Annotated in this window: 20 protein-coding genes; 17 read left to right on the plus strand and 3 right to left on the minus strand. The window is 58.1% G+C overall.

All coding sequences use genetic code 11. The features are described 5' to 3' along the window. Positions 1–57 precede the first annotated feature (57 nt). A complete protein-coding gene (gene add / locus PW947_RS07985) occupies positions 58–1,158 on the plus strand; it encodes an adenosine deaminase (RefSeq protein ID WP_299630680.1) in 1,101 nt (366 codons plus the stop codon). A gap of 57 nt (positions 1,159–1,215) precedes the next feature. Here add and PW947_RS07990 read toward each other — a convergent pair whose 3' ends face one another. Continuing rightward, positions 1,216–2,121, minus strand: a complete 906-nt coding sequence (locus PW947_RS07990) for a LysR family transcriptional regulator (protein ID WP_299630681.1) — start codon at positions 2,119–2,121, stop codon at positions 1,216–1,218. A gap of 588 nt (positions 2,122–2,709) precedes the next feature. On the opposite strand from PW947_RS07990, the gene PW947_RS07995 reads away from it, so the two are divergent. The 14 genes from PW947_RS07995 to PW947_RS08060 all read left to right on the plus strand — a co-directional run bounded on the left by PW947_RS07995 (position 2,710) and on the right by PW947_RS08060 (position 17,194). After that, on the plus strand, positions 2,710–3,720 hold the full coding sequence (locus PW947_RS07995) for a helix-turn-helix domain-containing protein (protein ID WP_299630683.1): 1,011 nt from the start codon (positions 2,710–2,712) through the stop codon (positions 3,718–3,720). A 199-nt stretch (positions 3,721–3,919) separates the two neighbouring features. Beyond that, complete coding sequence (locus PW947_RS08000; protein ID WP_299630685.1) at positions 3,920–4,999, plus strand: sugar transferase; 1,080 nt, start codon at positions 3,920–3,922, stop codon at positions 4,997–4,999. A gap of 92 nt (positions 5,000–5,091) precedes the next feature. Further along, positions 5,092–6,267 carry a polysaccharide biosynthesis/export family protein gene (locus tag PW947_RS08005; RefSeq protein WP_299630686.1) on the plus strand — a complete coding sequence of 392 codons (1,176 nt, stop codon included), beginning with the start codon at positions 5,092–5,094 and terminating at the stop codon, positions 6,265–6,267. Further along, positions 6,264–6,698: a low molecular weight protein-tyrosine-phosphatase gene (locus tag PW947_RS08010; RefSeq protein ID WP_299630688.1), complete on the plus strand. Its 435-nt coding sequence runs from the start codon at positions 6,264–6,266 to the stop codon at positions 6,696–6,698. Before PW947_RS08005 ends, PW947_RS08010 begins: the two co-directional genes overlap by 4 nt. A gap of 50 nt (positions 6,699–6,748) precedes the next feature. Next, positions 6,749–8,989 carry a polysaccharide biosynthesis tyrosine autokinase gene (locus PW947_RS08015; protein WP_299630690.1) on the plus strand — a complete coding sequence of 747 codons (2,241 nt, stop codon included), beginning with the start codon at positions 6,749–6,751 and terminating at the stop codon, positions 8,987–8,989. 17 nt (positions 8,990–9,006) lie between these two features. Next, positions 9,007–10,239: an oligosaccharide flippase family protein gene (locus tag PW947_RS08020; protein ID WP_299630692.1), complete on the plus strand. Its 1,233-nt coding sequence runs from the start codon at positions 9,007–9,009 to the stop codon at positions 10,237–10,239. 31 nt (positions 10,240–10,270) lie between these two features. Continuing rightward, the gene (locus PW947_RS08025; RefSeq protein ID WP_299630919.1) at positions 10,271–11,470 is read left to right on the plus strand and encodes a capsular biosynthesis protein; all 1,200 of its coding nucleotides are present in this window, start codon (positions 10,271–10,273) and stop codon (positions 11,468–11,470) included. Positions 11,471–11,473: 3 nt separating this feature from the next. Then, positions 11,474–11,995 (plus strand): serine acetyltransferase, encoded by a 522-nt coding sequence (locus PW947_RS08030; RefSeq protein ID WP_299630693.1) that lies wholly within the window; start codon positions 11,474–11,476, stop codon positions 11,993–11,995. A gap of 4 nt (positions 11,996–11,999) precedes the next feature. Further along, positions 12,000–12,944, plus strand: coding sequence for a glycosyltransferase (locus PW947_RS08035; protein ID WP_299630694.1), 945 nt, complete (start codon positions 12,000–12,002; stop codon positions 12,942–12,944). A gap of 19 nt (positions 12,945–12,963) precedes the next feature. Further along, complete coding sequence (locus tag PW947_RS08040; protein WP_299630695.1) at positions 12,964–14,079, plus strand: glycosyltransferase; 1,116 nt, start codon at positions 12,964–12,966, stop codon at positions 14,077–14,079. 27 nt (positions 14,080–14,106) lie between these two features. Further along, a complete protein-coding gene (gene kdsA, locus PW947_RS08045; RefSeq protein WP_299630696.1) occupies positions 14,107–14,952 on the plus strand; it encodes a 3-deoxy-8-phosphooctulonate synthase in 846 nt (281 codons plus the stop codon). After that, a complete protein-coding gene (locus PW947_RS08050; protein ID WP_299630698.1) occupies positions 14,949–15,500 on the plus strand; it encodes an HAD hydrolase family protein in 552 nt (183 codons plus the stop codon). Before kdsA ends, PW947_RS08050 begins: the two co-directional genes overlap by 4 nt. Continuing rightward, positions 15,487–16,272 carry a 3-deoxy-manno-octulosonate cytidylyltransferase gene (gene kdsB, locus PW947_RS08055; RefSeq protein ID WP_299630700.1) on the plus strand — a complete coding sequence of 262 codons (786 nt, stop codon included), beginning with the start codon at positions 15,487–15,489 and terminating at the stop codon, positions 16,270–16,272. Before PW947_RS08050 ends, kdsB begins: the two co-directional genes overlap by 14 nt. Then, positions 16,259–17,194: a KpsF/GutQ family sugar-phosphate isomerase gene (locus tag PW947_RS08060; RefSeq protein ID WP_299630702.1), complete on the plus strand. Its 936-nt coding sequence runs from the start codon at positions 16,259–16,261 to the stop codon at positions 17,192–17,194. Before kdsB ends, PW947_RS08060 begins: the two co-directional genes overlap by 14 nt. A 66-nt stretch (positions 17,195–17,260) precedes the next feature. On the opposite strand, the gene PW947_RS08065 is transcribed toward PW947_RS08060, so the two are convergent. Continuing rightward, positions 17,261–17,839, minus strand: coding sequence for a phosphatase PAP2 family protein (locus PW947_RS08065; protein WP_299630703.1), 579 nt, complete (start codon positions 17,837–17,839; stop codon positions 17,261–17,263). A gap of 45 nt (positions 17,840–17,884) precedes the next feature. Continuing rightward, a complete protein-coding gene (gene galU, locus PW947_RS08070; RefSeq protein ID WP_299630704.1) occupies positions 17,885–18,766 on the minus strand; it encodes a UTP--glucose-1-phosphate uridylyltransferase GalU in 882 nt (293 codons plus the stop codon). A 450-nt stretch (positions 18,767–19,216) separates the two neighbouring features. Here galU and PW947_RS08075 point away from each other — a divergent pair, with 450 nt between their 5' ends. Both PW947_RS08075 and galE read left to right on the plus strand, forming a co-directional pair. After that, positions 19,217–19,450, plus strand: a complete 234-nt coding sequence (locus tag PW947_RS08075) for a flagellar transcriptional regulator FlhD (RefSeq protein ID WP_299630705.1) — start codon at positions 19,217–19,219, stop codon at positions 19,448–19,450. A gap of 52 nt (positions 19,451–19,502) precedes the next feature. After that, positions 19,503–20,528 (plus strand): UDP-glucose 4-epimerase GalE, encoded by a 1,026-nt coding sequence (galE, locus tag PW947_RS08080; RefSeq protein WP_299630707.1) that lies wholly within the window; start codon positions 19,503–19,505, stop codon positions 20,526–20,528. Positions 20,529–20,604 lie beyond the last annotated feature (76 nt).

Consider the following 20,604-nt stretch of genomic DNA (forward strand, 5'->3'; position numbering starts at 1 on the left):
GCGCATTCGAACTGTATTCCCTGCATCTGCTTTGGCACTGCCCATAACGAGACTGACATGAACGAGACACCCGGCAACGTTCCCGCATCGCGCACGGGCGTAGTGATTACGCCCGCACATCGCGCCTTTTTCCAAGGCATTCCGAAGGTGGAACTGCATTGCCATCTGCTTGGCGCCGTGCGTCGCGAGACCTTTATCGCGCTTGCCGAGCGCACGCGCGCGCCGATCGAACGCGACGAAATCGAGGCGTTCTACACGCGCGGCGAAAAGCCGGTTGGCGTATTGCGGATTCTGCGCGCACTCGACCAATACCTGCTCACCGATGCCGCCGATCTGCATCGGCTCACGTACGAATATCTCGAAGACGCGGCCGCGCATAACGTGCGGCATAGCGAGTTCTTCTGGAATCCGACCGGCACGGTGCGCGTATCGAAGATCGCCTATCCGGATGCGCAAGCGGCGATCGTCGCGGCGATTCGCGATGCGTCGCATGACTTCGGGATTAGCGCACGACTGATTCCGAGTATCGACCGCGAAGCCGACCCGGACGAGGCGGTTGAAATGGTGGAGTGGATGAAGGCTCATCGCGCGGACGAAGTCGCGGGTATCGGCATCGATTACCGCGAGAACGATCGTCCGCCCGAGTTGTTCTGGAAGGCCTATCGTAACGCCCGCAATGCCGGCTTCCGGACGACCGCGCATGCGGGTGAGTTCGGTATGCCGTGGCGCAACGTCGAGACCGCTGTGGACCTGCTACAGGTGGATCGCGTGGATCACGGTTATACGATCGTCGACAACCCGGAACTCGCAGCGCGCTATGCGGAACGCGGCATTGTCTTTACCGTCGTGCCGACTAACTCGTATTACTTGCGCACACTGCCGCCGGAACAATGGGCCGAGCTTCATCCGATGCGACGGATGCCGTCGCTGGGCTTGCGCATTCATCCGAATACCGACGATCCGACGCTGCACAAAGTGAATCCGAGCGAGGCGTGGGCGCTGATGTTCGATCACTTCGGGTTCGGCGTGGACGACTTGCGACAGTTCATGCTGAACGGTGTCGAGGGTGCGTGGGTCGATGATGCGACTAAAGCGGAGTGGCGCGCGAATTGGGTTGGGGCGTTTGATGCGTTGGCTGGGGGGATTGCGGAGAAGTAACGTAGTACCGCGATAAAGCGGCGTCGTGATACGCGCGACGCCGCCGCTCGACTTCAGCTACTGCAAATCCGGATGCTGCCGCGCAAGATCCGCAAACCATTCCGAAAATGCACGCACGCGCGAACTCAGTCCGCGACGATGCGGATAGATCAACGACAGCGACGTCGTTGGAATCGTGTATTGCGTCAATATCTCGACAAGCTCGCCTCGTTCGATCAATTCCGACACCATGAAACGCGACGGCTGGATGATGCCGTGGCCGAGTGCGCCTGCGGTGATGTAGGTCGCACCGTCGTTGACTGACAGCACGCCGGTCAGCGGGAGTCGCTGCGTCTCGCCATCCGCGATGAACTCGAACGGAAACGTCTTTCCCGTGCGCGACGATACATAGTTAACCGTATTGTGTTCGCGCAGATCGTCTATCGTGGCAGGCGTGCCGTGCGTGTCCAGATACGCGGGCGACGCGCACGTCGTGAGCCGCGCATTGCCGATCGCGCGCGCCACCATGCTCGATTCTTCAACCGGTCCCATCCGGATCACGCAATCGACGCCATCCTGAATCAGATCGATATTTCTATCCGCGAGACCGAGGCGAACCTGTATGTGCGGATACTTCTGATAGAAGTCCGCAAGCGCGGGCAGAAGAAGTGCGCGCGCTAAAGTGCCCGACGTATCGATCCGGATCGTTCCCGTCGGGTTCTGCAACTTGTTCGATAACGATGCATCGGCGTCTGCGATCTCCCCGAGAATCTGCACGCAACGCTCATAGTAAAGCGCACCGTCTTCCGTCACACTCACCTGGCGCGTCGTGCGATTGAGCAACCGCACGCCCACATGCAACTCCAGCGCCTGCACGAGATTACTCACCGAGCCACGCGGCAAATCCATCAGCTCGGCAGCTTTCGAGAAGCTGTTCGTCTCCACGACGCGCGTGAAGACTTCCATCGCCTGTAGGCGGTCCATACGAAGTTCCGTTATCTGTGGTTGATGTCGCGCCGGGACGCACTGCGCGCACGCGTGCACTCAGTCGGGTCCTGTCGCGCATTTCGCCACTATTCTAACCGCACCCATTTCCGCCCCTTACGCACTTCGCTCGCCGCCTGGCATCGACCGGCAGCGCGCCGTCACGTCCGCGCGTTCACGCAAAGTGTTATCGCCGCGATTGCAAATGACTTGATAAATGCTATATACGCGTCGACGGAATTGGAAATAAAAAGCGTTTGGAAATAAATTCGTCATCGGTTATATCGCACGCGCGTGATTGGCCACTAAACCAATGACTTACAGTTTGCTAACCGTCAATTGTTCCGCCACGTATGGCGTATTCCGCCATTTCTAACGCATGACACGCGCGCTCAAGCGCGTCGGCGCTAGCGCGGCATGCTTCCTTGATCGATTCCGCCAATAGCATGGTCAAATCGGACGACTAATAATAAGAATGAGATTCCGGCGAATATGATGCACCGCAGAAAAGCCAATTTCGCATTAACGCCGGGGGCCAGCGGTATGGAATATGCAGCCGATTTAACAAGGAAAGCAATTCACTTAATCATGGGCGGAAGCATCGGGGTGACGCGCCGCCGACGACAAGTCGTCGTTCTTCTTATCGAAGGCTTTTCGCTGATTCATATGGGGCGTCTAGCTGAAATCTTCAATCTCGCGAATCGGGCGAACCGTCAGGATGCGGGCGTCCGCGAGTACTACGATCTGTTGTTGGTGTCTGCAAAAGGCGGTGCTATGCGCTCGTCGTCAGGTGTGCTGATCTGGACCGATGCGGTCGAGGCGCACTACGCCAAGGACGTGCATGCACTGTTCGTGCTCGGCGGCGCGGGAATGCCGGCAGAGCGCGATGAGCGTTTGCTTGCGTGGCTGCGCCATGCGCATCCGCACACCAAAGTCGTGCAGGGCGTAGGCGGTGGACACAAGATTCTTGAGCTGGCAGGTCTGGCCCGTAAAGACGTTTCGAGTGTCGAAATGCCTGCGGGTATTGCGCTTTCGCGTTCGGCTGCGCGTGCGTCGTCCTCGGAGGCGGGTGAAGACGATGCGCTAGCGAGTGCCTTGTCAGTGGTCAAGCGCGATTGCGGCTATGAAACGGCACGTGAAGTCGCAGAAGATTTGCTGCCGACATCGTCGCATCAGTTTGCGCGTTCGGTATTCGATTCGCGTGAAGCGCGCGCCAGCGATCTGATTCGTGCCGCAGCGCATCAACTGCGCATCGGTAGCGAGAACCGTATTTCGATTGCGGACGCTGCGCAATCCGCGGCAATGAGCGAGCGCAATTTTCTGCGTCGCTTCAAGCAGGAAATTGGCGTGACGCCGACTGAATTCGTATTGCGCGTTCGGCTTGAGAAAGCGTGCTACATGCTGGTCGATACCGATCTTCCCGCGGACAAGATTGCGCGTCGTACCGGCTTGGGGAGTGGCGATCGTCTGGCAAAACTGTTCCGTCAGCATCTGTCGATGTCGCCGACCGAATACCGCAATCTCGAACGCGGCCGACTCGCCGATAACGGTACGCCGGGTAGCGATGTCGTCAAGCGTGTGCGCCGTTCCGTCTCGTAACGCATAGCAATACTGACTGCTGGACCCGCGTAGTTTCGCGATTCAACTGCTAGTCACCCTGTCAATAGCTTGAGCATCGACGCCTGTTCGGGGCTGGTCGATAGATCTAGTTTTGTTTCGTTGATGACCCGCATTACAAACCGCTGGATTGGGTCAATCGAGCGAAATGTCTTGTGTGTATCGGGCTGAGGAATCCTAAATGGAAAAGATACTGCCAAGAATTGTCGATATCGGATTGATTGTGTCCGGTGCATTTATTCCCTTTTTAATTCATTCGTCCGGCGAGGTTCATTCGCATATTTTCGACGGATCGCTTGTCGCATTCGCGGCGGCGCTTGCTTTATCGGTATTTCCTGCTTGCGGCATTTATGAAACGGCGAGGAAGCGATCGCCGTTTTATCAGATCGGTCGAACCGCGATTGCATGGATCGTGGTTCAGGGCGGCAGCACGTTGCTTCTTTACGCACTTCGGCGCGGCGAAATCCTGTCGAGTCTGTGGTTTGTCTACTGGACCATTACCAGTGGGATCGGTTTGCTGATTTTCCGTGCGGTCACGCTGGCGATTTTCGAACTGATCGAACGGGCCGGTCGTCAGGTTCAGGCCGCGACGATCGACCAGGTCAATCAATACGGACGCTCGGTCGCGCGCTCGATGACGGCGTCGGGTTGGGCCCGCAACGTCGTCAAGCGTGGTTTCGACCTGTTCGCTGCGTCGTGTCTGATCCTGATGCTCTCGCCAGTACTGATCGCGCTCGCGGTTCTCGTCAAACGCGATGGCGGTCCGGCGATGTTCGGTCACACGCGCATCGGCCGTAACGGCGAGAAGTTCAAGTGCCTGAAGTTCCGCTCGATGGTGATGAATGCGGACGTGGTGCTAAAGGCATTGCTCGAAAGTGATCCCGAAGCACGTGCGGAGTGGGAACGCGAATTCAAGCTGAAGGACGACGTTCGCATCACGCCGATCGGACGCATCTTGCGACGCACGAGTCTCGACGAGTTGCCGCAACTCTTCAACGTGGTCAAGGGCGAGATGAGCCTGGTCGGACCGCGACCGATCGTGCAGCAAGAGCTGGAGCGCTACGGCGACAACGTCAGCTACTACCTGATGGCGAAACCGGGCATGACGGGCTTGTGGCAGGTGAGCGGCCGCAACGATACGGACTACGCGACCCGCGTGTCGCTCGACGTCTCGTACGTGAAGGAATGGTCGCTGCGCCGCGACATGAGCATTCTGCTGAAGACAGTGAGCGTGGTTTTTCGCGGTTCCGGCGCGTATTGAGCGCGGGTGCCGAGCGGCGTTCGCATGCGGAATGCGAACGCCGGAGCAGGCGATGTGAGCAGGTCAAACAAAAACATATAACGAGGTTTTGAATGAATACGTTGGAACAATACAGTCGGGCCGATTTTCTTCGGCCCTTCCGGAAGAGTCGTTTGCGGCGGTTGATCGCCGTTGCACCGCTTTGTGCGGCGCTAGGCGCCTGCGGCGTCGCGCCGGGGATGCGGATGCACCAACCGGCAACCATCCCGCTGGAGAGCGGTAAAACGCCCGACAGCAACGTTCAGCTGCAAGTACCGATCACGGATATCAACCTTGCGCTGATCGCACGACTGAACCAGAGTGAACGCGACGCGCAACCGAGCTGGTCGGATCTGACGGCGACGCCCGGCGCCTATTCGGTCGGACCGGGCGACGTGCTGCAGGTTACCGTGTGGGATCACCCGGAACTGGCGGCGGCGCTCGGCGCGCAGTCGATGACGGGCACCCGTACCGCCGACGCACCGGCAGGCTTCGTCGTCGATCAGGACGGCACGTTGCAATTCCCGTACGTGGGGCGCATGCATGTCGCCGGGCTTCAAACCCAGCAGATTCAGGCGCAACTGACGAAAGTGCTGGCTAAAACGTTTCAGGACCCGCAGGTCACGGTTCGCATGGCGTCGTTTCGCGCCAAACAGGTGTTTATCGAAGGCGAGGTGCATACGCCCGGATCGCAACCGATCAACGATATTCCGATGACCTTGTACGACGCGGTCAGTCGCGCGGGCGGTTTCGATTCGAGCGCGGACCAGAGTCGCGTCGTACTGGTACGCGGCGGCGTTCAACGGGAACTCGACCTCACCGAGATGACCGCGAAAGGCATGAGCCCGTCGCGCATCATTCTTAAAGACGGCGATTTGCTGCGCGTTCCCGCGCGCGACGAAAGCGGTGTGTTCGTAATGGGCGAGGTGAACAAGCCCGTGACAGCGCTACCGATGCGCAGCGGCAAGCTGACCCTGAGCGATGCACTGTCGCAAGCGGGCAGCCTCAGCAACACCACCGCAGATGCCGCGCAACTCTATGTGATTCGCGGCAATACGACTTCGGTTCCAGAAGTTTTTCATCTAGACGCAAGCTCGCCGGTTGCCATGGTGCTTGCCAATCAATTCGATCTCCAACCTAAAGACATCGTCTATGTAGACGGCAATGGTCTTGTGCGCTTTAGCCGCGTGCTTAGCCTGTTGCTTCCCGCGATCAATGCAGGCCTGACCGCAGCCATCGTCACCAAATGATCGGGAACATTCTCGTCGTGTGCGAAGGCAACGTCTGTCGTAGTCCGATGGCGGCGGCCTTGCTTGCCGTTGCGCTGCCGGGACGGTCGGTGGCGTCGGCTGGCTTTAATGCGCTGGTGGGCGTGCCCGCAATGCAGTTCGCGCAGGAAGTGATGCGCACGCGCGGCTTGCAACTCGACGCGCATCGTGGCCGCCAGCTGAGCCGGGCTGCCTGCGTGGAAGCGGACCTGATTCTGGTGATGGACCGGATTCAACGAACGCTTCTCGAAGAACAGTATCCGTTCGCACGCGGGAAGATTTTTCGTCTTGGTGAATACAAGAACTTCGACATTCACGACCCTTATCGTCAACCGCGGTTCGTATTCGAGCGCTGTGCGCGGCTCATCGAACTTGGCGTAGGTGACTGGCTTGAGCGGTTACGGCGTGTTTAAGCCGGTCCGCACTCAGTGTCGTGTCGACAACATGGAACCGAATTGCATTCATGAACCTAAAGAACCCCAACGTGCAGCAGCCTGATGAAGCTGCGGGAGATGGCGATTTCGTCGCCATTCTGGATATCCTGATGGAAAGCAGGTGGACGATCGTCGCTATCGTCTTCGTCTTTCTCTTACTCGGCACCGCTTATGCAATTCTAGCTAAGCCAGTGTACGAAGCGGACATCATGGTTCAGGTCGAAGACAGCCCTGACACGTCCGCGGCGAAGAGCCTGCTCGGTGACGTGTCATCGTTGTTCGACGTGAAGTCGTCGGCTGCCGCGGAGTCGCAGATTCTTGCGTCGCGGCTGGTCGTTTCGCGTGCGGTGGACCAGCTCAATCTGTTTATCGACGCGAAGCCGAAGCGGTTCCCGTTGATTGGAAACTGGATCGCCGCGAGAAGCGACGGTCTGTCGGCGCCCGGCTTTCTGGGCTTTGGCGGCTATACGTGGGGCACCGAAACGATCGATGTGCCGCAGTTCGACGTGCCGGTCGCTTACGAAGGCGACGCTTTCAAGCTGACGATGCTAAATGGCAATCGCTATAGCGTGAGCGGCGGCGATTTCGACACGCCGGTAGAAGGCACGATCGGAACCGTCGAGCATTTCCATAGCGCAAAAGGGCTCATCGAGTTGCGCGTCGCGGCGATTTCCGCACGCCCGGGCGCGGTGTTTCGTCTGATACGCAATTCGCGTCTGCAAACCATCGAAGCACTGCAAGACCATCTGAACGTTCAGGAGAAGATCAAGCAGTCCGACGTCGTGGTGGCAAGCCTGCGCGATACCGATCCGCAACTGGTCGCTGCTGCGTTGAATGAAGTCGGTGCGCAGTACATCCGCCAGAACATCGAACGCAAATCGGCGGAGGCTGCGCAATCGCTCGATTTTCTCAATGGCCAGTTGCCCAAGCTGAAAGATCAATTGACCGATGCCGAGGCGCGTCTGACGAAGATGCGCGACGAGCATGGAACCGTGGATCTGACTGAAGAGGCCAAGCTCGCGCTCGCGCAAACCGCCGATGCGAAGACCCGTTTGCTCGAATTGCAAGAGAAGCGCCAGGAGTTGCTGACGCACTTCACCGGCAAGCATCCGAGCATCGCCGCAATCGATCAGCAGATTGCAGCGCTTGGCAGCTATCGCGAGTCGGCCGAGGCGCAGATTCATCGCTTGCCGGATCTTCAGCAGGATGCCGTGAGAATGATGCTGGACGTCAAGGTCAGTACCGATCTCTATACCGCGTTGCTCGACAACATGCAGCAATTGCAACTCGTGCGTGCGGGCAAGGTCGGCAATGTGCGACTCGTCGATACGGCGGCTGTGCCGGAGATTCCGGTTCGTCCGAAGAAGCCGCTGGTGGTGTTTGCCTCGTTGCTATTGGGTGTGCTGGTGGGTTGCGGTGCGGTGATCGCACGTTCGATCCTGTTCAAGGGCATTTCCGATCCCGCCGACATCGAACGCCGTCTGGGTCTGAGCGTCTACGCGACTGTACCGTTGAGTGAGCAACAAAAAGCACTCGCGGAGAAAGCGGCGCGCAAGGAGCACGCACTGTCGCTGCTTGCGGTGTCGTCGCCGGGTGAGCCTGCGGTCGAAAGTCTGCGCAGCTTGCGTACCGCATTGCAGTTCGCGATGCTCGAAGCGAAGAACAACGTGGTGGTCATCGCGGGTCCGGCGCCGGGCGTGGGCAAGACCTTTGTGTCGGCCAACCTTGCTGCCGTGCTGGCGATGGCGGGCAAGCGCGTGCTGCTGCTGGACGGCGACATTCGAAAGGGCCGTTTGAACGAGTACCTCGGTTTTTCGCGGACGGGCGGCTTCTCCGAACTGATTGCGGGGACGTCGGAGTTGCGTGACGTGATCCATCGCGACGTGATCGAAGGGTTGGACTTTATCTCGACAGGCGCGATCCCGAAGAATCCTTCGGAGCTTTTGCTCAATTCGCGCGTACCGATGTTGATCGAGCAACTATCGCGAGACTACGACATCGTGATCATCGACTCGTCGCCGGTTCTGGCCGTCACCGACACCGGCATTCTCGCGACGCTGGCCGGCACGGCATTTCTCGTCGCGTTCGCGGGCATCACCAAACTCGGCGAGATCAGCGAGTCCGTCAAACGACTCACGCAAAACGGCATTCGTTTGAATGGTGTGGTGTTCAACGGCGTGAATCCGCGTCTGGGTCAGTACGGTTACGGCTCGAAGTACGGCGGGTACCGCTACGTTGCCTACGAATACGGCGACAACCATGAAGCGTAGTGATAGCGAGGCTTGAGATGATTCGCGTCAAGGATTCGGTGGTGTCGATGGCTGGTGTGGTGACGGGTCAGATTGCGCTGTTTCTCTGCATCTCGTTGATCGGCCGTTTGCGAGGCCCGGAAGCGCTCGGGCAGTTCAACTATCTGCTCGCGCTGGGCACGTTCGCCGGAACCTTGCTCGCGTTTCGTTTCGAACTCGCGTGCGTGACCGACAGTCCACGCCAGTCGTTCAGCGCGTTGGCGAATGTGATGGCGCTGAGTTCGGCGGTGATGATCGTAGCGGTGGTGGCGACATCGGCGAGCGGCCACGCCGATCTCTACGCTGTCGAAGCGTATGCATTTGCGTGCTTTATCCAGCAGGCAACGGGTTCGTATCTGAACAGTCTTCGACGCTATGGATGGATCGCGGCAAGTCGCGTCGTGGTGAACGGATCGTTTCTCGTGAGTCTCGTGGTCGCAAATCTGAATCATGCAATCGGTCTGGTCGATGTATTCGAAACCTACACGATCGTGAATTGTGCGGTGTCGGCGGTAATGCTGGTTGCGGTGGTCGTGCACGGACGGCGACATGACTATCCGTTCAACCTGTCGCGACACTTCTTCTTCGAGAACGCACGGTTTGCAAAGTACATCTTGCCTTCGACGTTATGCGGATCGGTTCTTACGTATTCGCTCGCGATCATCATTCCGCGCTGGTTCGACGCAGAAAGTGCCGGGTATTTCGCGGCCGCTTACCGGCTCGGATTCTTTCCGGTATCACTGATCGGTCAAAGCCTCGGCGGTGTATTTCGTCGCGATGCGATTGGTGCAATTGCGCGAGACGACGCGGATACGGCTTTGCCTAAAGTATTTGTCGCGTATGCGAAATCGCTGGCAATTCTCGGCCTGTTCTACGCGGTATGCGGCGGATTGCTATTCGCGCCTCTCGTTCAGATTTTCTTTGGCGGTCGCTGGCATGGTGCAAGCACGTTTTTCTACGACCTGATTCCGCTCTTTGCATTCCAGATGATTTACGTACCGTTGTCGCAGATTTTCCTGGCAACCCGCGAGCAGCGCATCGATTTCGCTTTCCAGTTGACGTGCGGCGTGGTGTTGATCGGTGTGTTGTCGGCCGCGAAAGCAATGAATCTCAGCGTTCAGTCGAGCGTGCAGATGTTTTCGCTTGCAGGTGCGGCTTTGATGATTTTGGGTGTCACGCTGACGTACAGAGTGATGAGTGTCAACGCAATCCGCCTGCGTGCGGTCGCGTGAAAGGCTTAGATTGCTTGAGGGAGCGCTTGCAATGATTGTGATCGTAATTGATTCGATGGAACGCTATTACTTTGTCAAACGGCTTGTGAGAGCCGTGCGATCGGAGTTCAGGTTCTTGTTCCTGACAAGTGAGCCTGTTGCACATCTGGGCCTTAAAGCGATGGGCTATAAGTCCATCTATCTGAATCGCAACACACCGTATCGGGCGGCTTTCGACGGACTCGCCGACACGACACCTTACGACTCGGCCATTGAAGTCCTGAACGGGCAGATTAGCGTCGAGCGTGCAAAGCTCGATTCGGCGGCGGTATTCGGCATGGTGTCGGCCATCTTCCGGCGCCATAAGGTGTCGCGCTGTCTGATGTGGAACGGCCAGCAACTGATTTGCCGAACGATCAGCCATGTGTGCGCGATCTTCGGCGTGCCGACCCGTTTTGTCGAACTGTCGAATTTGCCGGACAAGCTGTTCGTCGACAGCATGGGTGTGAACGCGTTGTCTTCGATCAGCCGCGAGCCGGCCTTGATCGACCGCTTGCCGATGCCGAGCGAAGACGACCATAAAAAATGGTTGCGTCAGTACGAGCAGTACAAGTTGCGGCCCTTGCCGCAGTCGCAAACCTCGTACAAGCGCAAGTTCGTTTCGGCGATCAACTACGGATTGAAGTTTTCGACGCGCGGTGTTGGACGCAAGGCGATCGATACGGTCAAGGCGACCAATGGCGCGACGGTGCCTCGCGAGGCGAAGGCGCTGACAGCGGATGACCTCGCGTACCGGCAGTTCGTCTTTCTGCCATTGCAAGTGTCGGGCGATACGCAGATCAAGCTGCATTCGGATGTGGGAAATATTGAAGCGATCCAGATTGCGTTCGAGTATGCGTCGAATGCGAGCTCCGAATTGATCGTGAAAATTCATCCAGCCGAAAATGATACGAGCGTGATCGAGGAAATCGTCCGGCTTCGCGAGGTTTACCACTTCGACATTGCGACGTCGCCCACCGTCGAACTGATCAAGTATGCGGACTCGGTGGTGACGATCAATTCGACCGTCGGCCTGGAAGCACTGCTTTACGGAAAGAAGGTGGTCTCGCTTGGCCGGTGCTTCTACAAAGAGTTCGACCGTAATCGCTTGATGAAATACATCCACGGTTTTCTGGTGGACGGCATCGACTACTTCGGTGCGGGCGATATTCCCGCCAAAGCAGCGAGAAAGGTTCTCGCGGTACAGAGCTAGACGATGACTGTGACGTTGAAAGAAACCGCACGGGCGATTGCGGAAGATTATCGCTGCAATGCATTTCTCAAGCCGCGTTGCGTGGTGATCTTCTACCGTATCGCGAACTATCTTGCGTGCCGAAGCCGTTTGACCTTGCTGCTTGGGGCGCCGGTGATCCTGCTCTATATCTTCGTTAGCGAATGGATCATGGGCATCGAAATACCGGTTAAGACACGCATTGGAAAGGGGCTCACGGTGTATCACGGCATGGGTCTGGTGATTAACGGCTTTTGCACGATCGGCGACTACTGCGTCTTCCGTCATGGCGTGACGATCGGAAATACGATCCGCTCGGATGGCACGAATAGCGGCGTTCCCGTGATCGGTGATCGCGTCGAGTTCGGCGCGCACAGTGTCGCGCTGGGCGATATCCATATTGGTGATGGCGCGCGCATTGGTGCCGGCGCTGTTCTGTTGAGCGATGTTCCCGAAGGCGGTGTCGCGGTCGGTGTTCCAGCTCGCGTTCTAGAACGAGGTCGTTAAGACGATGAAAGTGTTCATTCTCCATCCGGGTAAAGCAAACTACCCGGAGATATCCGCCTATTCGGGCTTTCTGACCGCGCATGGTTTCGAAGTGTTCGACGGCGATAGCGCGGTGTACGCGAACTTCCAGTACAAACGCGAGTGCGTACTGTGGTGCATCATGGGTTTCTACCCGTCGCATGCAGGTGAGCGTCTGGTCATCCACGACTACCGCTCGCTCTCGCTGGGCAAGCTGGCATTCGTGAAGGATGGCATCAAGCGCGTACTCAATGCGCGCTCGAACGTACGCATTTTCCAGAATGAACGGATGCGCGAGGCAATGGGCTTTCGCGACAGCATTCCTTCGCTATTGCTGCCTATGGGCGTGCCCGACTGGATCTTCAATATCCGCGACGACGACACGAAAGCGACGCCATCCGGAAAGTTTTGCTATATCGGCGAGATGAGTCGCGAGCGCGGCTTCGACAAAGTACTGGCGGCCTATCGTGACGCAGCCAAAAAGCCGACTGACACATTGGTGCTGGTCGGCAATCCGGAGCGCGAGATCTATGACGCATTCAAGAATACGCCCGGCATTCAGTTCGTCGGACGCGTGCCGCAGATCGATGCACTGAGAATCGTCCGGCGTTCGGAATATGCGGTCTGCTACTTCCCCTATCACCGGCCGCATTGCTTTCAGACGCCGACCAAGCTGCTGGAATATGCGGCTTTGGGCAAGAAGATCATCTGCAACGACGCACCTTCCAACGTGCATGCATCTGAAGAACTGGGCATTCAGTCGTTCATCACCGGCAAGACGATTTTCGACGACTTGCCGGCAGTTGCGAGAAGCACGGTCTCGGGTAACGATCCCGACAAGCTGAGAGGTCTCGAATGGACGTCCGTGATTGCGCAGTCGGGCGTGATGTCGCATATCCAGGCGGCAATCTCGATGCGCGCCTACGGTTGAACGAATCGGAGCGAAGAACATGAAGATTGTTCAGGTAATGGAGTCGAGCGCGACGGGCACGCTTTCAATGGTGTGTCTGATCGCGAATCGATTTGCGCAGGAAGGGCATGACGTCCACGTCATTTATTCGATTCGCGAGGAAACTCCGCCCGAACTCGGCGCGCTGTTCGACAAGCGGGTGAATCTGCAGCACATCCAGATGAAGGACGTCCCGCTGTTGCCGGCGCTTGGACGCTTGCGAGCGGCGCTCAAAGACATCGAGCCGGACGTCGTTCATTTGCATTCATCGGTAGCGGGATTTTTAGGGCGCATCGCCGTGCTCTTTTCACTGCGTCGCTCGACTGTGCTCTATAGCCCGCACTGCATTTCGTTTATGCGCAAAGACATCTCGTCGCTGAAGAGAGCGGTCTTCGTCGCCCTGGAATGGATGGCAACAGTACGAAAATGTCTCTATGTTGCGTGCTCGGAAAGCGAGGGAAGGGCTGTCCGGGCGTATCTCCGGCAACCGGTGGTGGTGGTCGAAAACGCCGTGGGCGATATGCGGCCCGCAGAAGAAACGCCGGCATGTACCACGGCGAGCGGCTCCCGCTGCGTAGTCACCGTCGGCGGCATTCGTCCGCAAAAGAATCCGCAACTCTTTGCGCAGATCGCGCGTGGCGTACGTGCAGCCGGCGTGCGCTTCATCTGGATTGGCGATGGCGATCCCGCGCTAAAAGATGAATTGACGCGTGCGGGTGTCGAAGTGACCGGATGGCTGGCGCGCGACGAGGTCAGCCGGCGGCTCGCGCAGGCTCACGTCTACCTGTCCACGTCGTCGTGGGAAGGCATGCCGGTGTCGGTTATCGAGGCGATGCTCGCCGATCTGCCCGTGGTCGTGTCGGCGTGTGCGGGCAATGTGGATATCGTGCGAAACGCGCAGACCGGATCGCTATTCACGACTTCCGGCGAGGCGATCGACGCGATCAATTCGCTGCTGGCCGACAACGGATTGCGTGCGGCATTCGCGTCCGAGGCGCGCAGAGAGGCGCAAGAGCGTTTCTGCGAAGCCCGTTTCTTTGAGCAACTGACACCGTTTTACCAACAGAATGCCGCGGACTTACGCGGTGCGATAAGCGCGCATCGCGCGCCGAACTGAATACGACTAGAAGATCAGGAGAATCCCATGAACATTACTATCGCGCCGAAGGTCACCGTCGGCAACACGCTCCCGTTCGTGCTGTTCGGCGGGCTGAATGTACTCGAAAGCCTCGACTTCACGCTGGATGTCTGCGCGACGTATGTATCGGTAACGGAGAAGCTGAATATTCCGTTCGTGTTCAAGGCATCGTTCGACAAGGCGAATCGCTCGTCGGTGAGTTCGTATCGTGGTGTGGGACTCGATGACGGTCTCGAGATCCTTCAAGCGGTGAAGTCGCGTTTTGGCGTTCCGGTGATTACCGACGTGCACGAGATCGAGCAGGCGGCACCGGTCGCCGAAGTTGCGGACGTGCTTCAGATTCCGGCGTTTCTCGCGCGCCAGACGGACCTCGTGGTCGCGATCGCGAAGACGGGTAAGGTCGTGAACGTGAAGAAGCCGCAGTTTATGAGCCCGGGGCAAATGAAGCATGTAGTCAAGAAGTGCAACGAGGTTGGTAACACACAAGTGATTCTGTGCGAGCGCGGCAGCTCGTTCGGATACGACAACCTGGTTGTCGATATGTTGGGATTTCGCCAGATGAGCGAAGTCAGCGATGGATGTCCGGTGATTTTCGACGTGACGCATAGCTTGCAATGCCGCGATCCGCTTGGCGAAGCATCGGGCGGGCGCCGCAAGCAGGTACTCGATCTTGCGCGATGCGGGATGGCAGCAGGCCTGGCCGGTCTGTTCCTCGAAGCGCATCCGGACCCGGACAACGCACGCTGCGATGGTCCGAGCGCGTTGCCGTTGCGGATGCTGGAGAGCTTTCTTGCACAGGTCAAGGCAATCGACGACCTGGTCAAAAGCATGCCGGTACTCGACATCCGATGAGCACGGCCGACACGAAACCGGGGATTCAACTCGTGCTCTTCGACGTCGATGGCGTGCTGACCGACGGCCGTTTGCATATGACGGGCCACGGCGAATTCATGAAGAGCTTTCACGCGAAAGACGGTGTCGCGATTGCATTGCTGCGAGCGCATGGCGTTCGAAGCGGGATTCTGTCCGGCAAGCATAGCGATGCGTTGCAGTATCGGGCGGAGTCGCTGGGCATGGATGTGCTCTCCACCGGCCGCCACGACAAACGCGTCGCATACGAGCAGATCAAGGCGGATCAAGGTCTGCTCGATTGCCAGATCGCCTATGTGGGCGACGACATCAACGATCTTCCCGTGATCGACGTGGTGGGACTGTCGTATGCGCCGGCCGATGCGCATGCACTGGTCCGTCAGCAGGTCGATCACGTGGTCGGTTGCGTCGGCGGCGCGGGGGTGGCGCGAGCGGTTGTCGAGCATCTGTTGCTGCGGTCAGGCTTGTCGATCGACGATATTTACGCGCCTCTGCTTGCGCAATGGAGTCATCACCATGTCGTCCAGTAACCGTTCGCCAGTGCGGGTAGTCATTCCGGCCCGGTACGGATCGACGCGCCTGCCTGGGAAGCCTTTAATCGATCTGGGCGGCCGTCCTATGATCGTTCGGGTCTACGACCGCGTGACGCATGCGCTTCCCGAATCGAGCGTGATCGTCGCCACCGACGATCAACGTATCGTCGATGTGCTTGCCGCACGAGATATTCGGTGCGTGATGACCGATCCTGCGCACGCGTCGGGTACCGATCGGGCCGCGGAAGTCGCACGGCGTTGCGGCTGGCGGGAAGACGATGTCGTGTTGAACGTGCAGGGCGATGAGCCGCTCGTACCCGACGCGTTATTACGGAGTTTCGCGGACTATTGCGCGTCGGCGCAAGCACTGTCCGTCGCGACGGTCGCGAGTCCGGTGTCCGACGTCGCGCTGGTTCGCGATGTGAATATCGTTAAGGTCGTGACGGACCAGATGAATCGCGCGCTCTATTTTTCGCGCGCCGCGATTCCCGTCTGTCGCGACACACGCCAGGACGATCAGGAATTGCCGGTGTTTATGCGACATATCGGCATGTACGCCTATCGCAATGCCGTGCTGCAGACGTTGACGGCAAGCGGGCCTTGCGAAATCGAACGCAGGGAGCAACTCGAACAGTTGCGCGCCCTTTGGCTCGGCGTGCCGATTCTGGTGATGCCCTGGGCGGAAGCGCCGCCGGCAGGCGTCGATACACCCGAGGACGTGGCGCGGGTTTCAAATTTATTCAGGCAGGCAAGCAATGAACGCTCTTAACTATATCGACTCGGCCAGAGAAGTATTCCGTATCGAGTCTCGCGCGCTATCCAATCTGTCCGAACGGCTCGACGACAATTTTGCGGAATCGATCGACTGGATACTGAAATCGACCGGACGTGTGGTTGTCTGCGGAATGGGGAAGTCCGGCATCATTGGACGAAAGATTGCGGCGACCCTGGCGAGCACGGGCACCCCGAGCTTCTTTATGCATCCGGGAGAGGCGTATCACGGCGACCTCGGCATGGTGACGCCAGCGGATACGTTTCTTGCTATTTCGAATTCCGGCGAAACCGATGAAGTCGTCAAGCTGATTCCGTTTCTGCGGAGTAATCGCAACTATCTCGTCGCATTGACGGGTAACGCGAAATCGACGCTTGCCAAAGCCGCGCATCGACACCTCGATATCAGTGTCGAACAGGAAGCGTGTCCGCTGCAACTCGCGCCTACGTCGTCTACGACTGCCGCGTTGGCGATGGGCGATGCACTCGCGATCACGTTGATGAAGGCACGCGGCTTTCAACCGGAGAACTTCGCGCGCTTCCATCCGGGCGGCTCGCTGGGACGTCGGCTGCTGTGCAAGGTCGAAGATGAAATGGTGCGCGTGAAGCTGCCGTTTCTAGCGGAAGACGCGCCGATGATCGAGGTATTGCAGACGATGACGCGTGGCCGCCTTGGCCTCGCGATCGTACGACGCGAAGCGGGCTGGGGATTGATTACCGATGGCGATATCCGTCGCGCAATCGAGACGCACGGCGACACGCTATTTCAAAAGGCGGCGCTGGAGTTGATGTCGAACGATCCGGCGATGGTGCCGGTTGGGACGCGCGTGGAAGACGCGTTGATCCTGATGGCGGATAGACGGATCAATGCGCTGCTGGTGTTCGATGGTGAGGATGTGGTGGGGGTGTTGAAGAAGTAATGCTTTAGCGATTCGCTCGCTGTGATTTCACGGCGAGCGAATCTGAGTGCTTAGACTTTGCTTGCGTTATACGCCCCGCCCACACAGAAACGGCGAATACATCTCGATCGCAGCCTGAATCGGCGCATGGTGCCCATACGCGAGCGTCGATACCGTCAGCAGCGACGCAACCGCCAAAGGCCTGAGTTTAGCTGGCAAAACAGGTGCGTTTTTCCACCGTACATAGAAAAGCGTCACCAGCGATCCGACGCCCCAGCCGGCAATAACTTCCGATACCGTATGCGCATCGTCGAAGACCCGTGCGGTGCCGATCACGGCCGCCAGCGCGAGTCCCATTGCGAGGGCAACGCGCGGTTGCCGGTTAGCATTCGCGGGCAAGCACAACATCAGTGCCATCGGCCAAACGGCTGACGCGAGCATGGTATGTCCGCTGATCACGCGAAAGTCGATTGCACGAATCTGCACGCCGCAGCCGGCGTACAGAATTTTCGTGACGCCGACCATCAATGCACCGGCGGCAAGCAGCATCAGCCACGAGGTGGCCGAACGCCAGCCAAGCAACGACATGGCAAGCCAGACAGCGCAGGTCACGGCGAGCGGCATGGTGAGAGCCGCGTCGCCCAGGTTGCTAAGCGCAGACCACATCTGAAATCCTCTTTCTCTGCAAGACGTGGCCCCCGTTGGCCAATCTTATAGGTGTGTTTCGGCAACCCGCGACTGAAGATACTGCTCGAAGTCAGCCGCAACCTCAGGATGACGTAATGCGAACTCGACGGTCGCCTTCAGATAACCGAGTTTGCTGCCGCAATCGAAACGCGTACCGTCGTACCGGTATGCGAGCACCTGCTCATCGGTCAGCAAGGCCTGCAACGCGTCGGTCAGTTGCAACTCGCCGCCGCTGCCAGGTCGCAACGCGCGAAGGTGCTTGAAAATGCGCGGCTTGAGCACGTAACGACCCACGACGCCGAAATGGGACGGCGCGTTTGCGGGTTCTGGCTTTTCAATGATACCGGACAGCTTGAAAATATTATCTTCCCACTGCTTGCCGTCGATCACGCCATACGACTTCGAGTCTTCCGGCGCGATCTCTTCTACGCCGAGCACCGACGTGTGGTAGTGATCGAATACGTCGATCATCTGACGCAGAACGGGCGGCTTTCCATAAAGCAGGTCGTCGGCAAGAATGACGGCGAACGGGCTGTCGCCAACCAGTTTTTCCGCGCACAGCACGGCATGACCCAAGCCTAACGCCTCTGCCTGGCGGACATAAAAACAATCGACATGGCTCGGCTTGATGTTGCGGACCAGCGACAGCAGCTTTTCTTTTCCGCGCGCTTCGAGTTCGGCTTCGATCTCATACGACTTGTCGAAATGATCTTCGATCGCACGCTTGCTGCGTCCCGTGACGAAAATCATTTCTGTGATGCCCGCTGCAATGGCTTCTTCCACTGCATATTGAATCAGCGGTTTATCCACGACCGGAAGCATTTCCTTTGGACTCGCTTTGGTCGCAGGCAGAAAACGGGTGCCGAGGCCGGCAACGGGAAATACGGCTTTCGTCACTTTAAGCATGGGAGGTCAGTACCATAGCGGGATTGTCTTGCGCTGATCGGAATGAAAAAGGACCTGCCCGCACAACGTAACCGACGGGCAGGCTAAACCGAGGTTTCAAAGGGTCCGCCGTTGGGGACGGCCCAAGGACAGTATCGACGTCAATGCATCAGGCTGGTGAATATGTGTCGGATCACGCTTAGCTATTGACCGAACGGTACAACAATGCGCTTTTACGGATCACACCGGCTGTTCAAATGCGATGTTTCGTCGTCGGGCAAGCACTAAAAAATAAATGCGAGCGCATCGATTTGGCGGAATTAATCAAGAGTTTGTCACGGATTGGCAGTCGCTAAAGACTACGCTTCAGGGGTTGGTCGAAGAACCAGCTCAAACCACGCGCAAAAAAGGTAGCAGATGCGGATATCGCTTCCGGACAAGAAAGACATTGACCTCCGATCGGGAACCATCATGGCAGAGAAGAAAGACATCCTCGATGCGATCTTCGAATTCAATAAGTCCTATCTGCTGCTTGCCCAGCGAATGCTCAAGAACGACCGCGAGCAGGGCAAGCGGATGCTGGGTGTGTCCGACTCGATGGCAAATCGCATTATGTCGCTGACGGTGGCGGAGATCGAGGCGCTGTCGGACAGCTCGGATCTGGTTTGCCAGTTGCGCGCGGAGAACGCCCCGGGCCGCGCGTGACGCGGCCGGGTTGCCTACTGTGGATCTAATCACGTTTTTGACGGAATCATGCATGACCAGCAAAGGCACGATACTGGTGACCGGCGGTGCGGGCTTTATCGGCTCGCACACGTGTGTTGAATTGCTCGATGGTGGCTACGACGTAGTGGTTGTCGACAATCTGATCAATAGCAATCGCGAATCGCTGAAGCGCGTCGAACGGATCACCGGCAAGACCGTGCCGTTTTATCAGGCCGACGCAACGGATGCGAACGCGTTGCAACGCATTTTCGACGCGCATCCGATTACAGGCGCCATTCACTTCGCGGCGCTCAAGGCCGTGGGCGAATCGGTGCAAAAACCGGTCGAGTACTATCGGAACAACGTCGGTAGTCTGCTTGCACTGCTCGACGTGATGCGCTCACGCAACGTCAGGCAATTCGTGTTCAGTTCGTCGGCGACGGTGTATGGCGTGCCCGAAAGCTCGCCGATCGACGAATCGTTCCCGTTGTCCGCAACCAATCCGTACGGTCAGTCGAAGCTGATTGCCGAGCAGATTTTGCGCGACGTCGAAATAGCGGACCCGTCGTGGCGCATCGCGACGCTACGCTACTTCAATCCGGTCGGCGCACATGAGAGCGGCTTGATTGGCGAGGATCCGACAGGCGTGCCGAACAACCTGATGCCGTACGTCGCACAGGTTGCAGTGGGAAAACTCGAAAAGTTGCGGGTGTTCGGCGACGACTATCCGACGCCGGACGGCACGGGTGTACGCGACTACATTCACGTCGTCGATCTGGCGCGCGGCCATCTGCTTGCACTGAACGCACTCGCGAAACACGACGCGAGTTTCGTCGTGAATCTGGGCACCGGACAAGGGTATAGCGTGCTGGACGTGGTGCGGTCTTTCGAACGTGCATCGGGCAAGGCGATTCCATATGAATTCGCACCGCCGCGGCCGGGCGATATCGCGCAATGTTTTGCGAATCCGGCTGCGGCTGAACGTGTGCTTGGATGGCGCGCTGCATTCGGCATCGAGCGGATGTGTGCGGACCACTGGCGCTGGCAGTCGATGAATCCGCGTGGTTTCGAAGCGTAGAAAACACGACTCAACGCCGCTCTATCGTGGAGCGCGCGTTGAGTTGCAGAACAGCAGGTGCAGAACAACAGGATTG

Origin of the sequence: Paraburkholderia sp. (assembly GCF_028283785.1) — a bacterium.
Classification (GTDB): Bacteria; Pseudomonadota; Gammaproteobacteria; order Burkholderiales; family Burkholderiaceae; genus Paraburkholderia.

Excerpts from the sequence above, each read along its gene's own strand:
- PW947_RS08075 (WP_299630705.1), top strand. The coding sequence starts at position 19,217 with ATGGCAGAGAAGAAAGACATCCTCGATGCGATCTTCGAATTCAATAAG.
- galU (WP_299630704.1), bottom strand. The coding sequence starts at position 18,766 with ATGCTTAAAGTGACGAAAGCCGTATTTCCCGTTGCCGGCCTCGGCACC.
- PW947_RS08060 (WP_299630702.1), top strand. The coding sequence starts at position 16,259 with ATGAACGCTCTTAACTATATCGACTCGGCCAGAGAAGTATTCCGTATC.
- galE (WP_299630707.1), top strand. The coding sequence starts at position 19,503 with ATGACCAGCAAAGGCACGATACTGGTGACCGGCGGTGCGGGCTTTATC.
- PW947_RS08025 (WP_299630919.1), top strand. The coding sequence starts at position 10,271 with ATGATTGTGATCGTAATTGATTCGATGGAACGCTATTACTTTGTCAAA.
- PW947_RS08010 (WP_299630688.1), top strand. The coding sequence starts at position 6,264 with ATGATCGGGAACATTCTCGTCGTGTGCGAAGGCAACGTCTGTCGTAGT.
- PW947_RS08030 (WP_299630693.1), top strand. The coding sequence starts at position 11,474 with ATGACTGTGACGTTGAAAGAAACCGCACGGGCGATTGCGGAAGATTAT.
- PW947_RS08065 (WP_299630703.1), bottom strand. The coding sequence starts at position 17,839 with ATGTGGTCTGCGCTTAGCAACCTGGGCGACGCGGCTCTCACCATGCCG.
- PW947_RS08005 (WP_299630686.1), top strand. The coding sequence starts at position 5,092 with ATGAATACGTTGGAACAATACAGTCGGGCCGATTTTCTTCGGCCCTTC.
- kdsA (WP_299630696.1), top strand. The coding sequence starts at position 14,107 with ATGAACATTACTATCGCGCCGAAGGTCACCGTCGGCAACACGCTCCCG.
- PW947_RS07995 (WP_299630683.1), top strand. The coding sequence starts at position 2,710 with ATGGGCGGAAGCATCGGGGTGACGCGCCGCCGACGACAAGTCGTCGTT.
- PW947_RS08050 (WP_299630698.1), top strand. The coding sequence starts at position 14,949 with ATGAGCACGGCCGACACGAAACCGGGGATTCAACTCGTGCTCTTCGAC.
- PW947_RS08000 (WP_299630685.1), top strand. The coding sequence starts at position 3,920 with ATGGAAAAGATACTGCCAAGAATTGTCGATATCGGATTGATTGTGTCC.
- PW947_RS08035 (WP_299630694.1), top strand. The coding sequence starts at position 12,000 with ATGAAAGTGTTCATTCTCCATCCGGGTAAAGCAAACTACCCGGAGATA.
- PW947_RS08020 (WP_299630692.1), top strand. The coding sequence starts at position 9,007 with ATGATTCGCGTCAAGGATTCGGTGGTGTCGATGGCTGGTGTGGTGACG.
- PW947_RS07990 (WP_299630681.1), bottom strand. The coding sequence starts at position 2,121 with ATGGACCGCCTACAGGCGATGGAAGTCTTCACGCGCGTCGTGGAGACG.
- kdsB (WP_299630700.1), top strand. The coding sequence starts at position 15,487 with ATGTCGTCCAGTAACCGTTCGCCAGTGCGGGTAGTCATTCCGGCCCGG.
- PW947_RS08040 (WP_299630695.1), top strand. The coding sequence starts at position 12,964 with ATGAAGATTGTTCAGGTAATGGAGTCGAGCGCGACGGGCACGCTTTCA.
- PW947_RS08015 (WP_299630690.1), top strand. The coding sequence starts at position 6,749 with ATGAACCTAAAGAACCCCAACGTGCAGCAGCCTGATGAAGCTGCGGGA.
- add (WP_299630680.1), top strand. The coding sequence starts at position 58 with ATGAACGAGACACCCGGCAACGTTCCCGCATCGCGCACGGGCGTAGTG.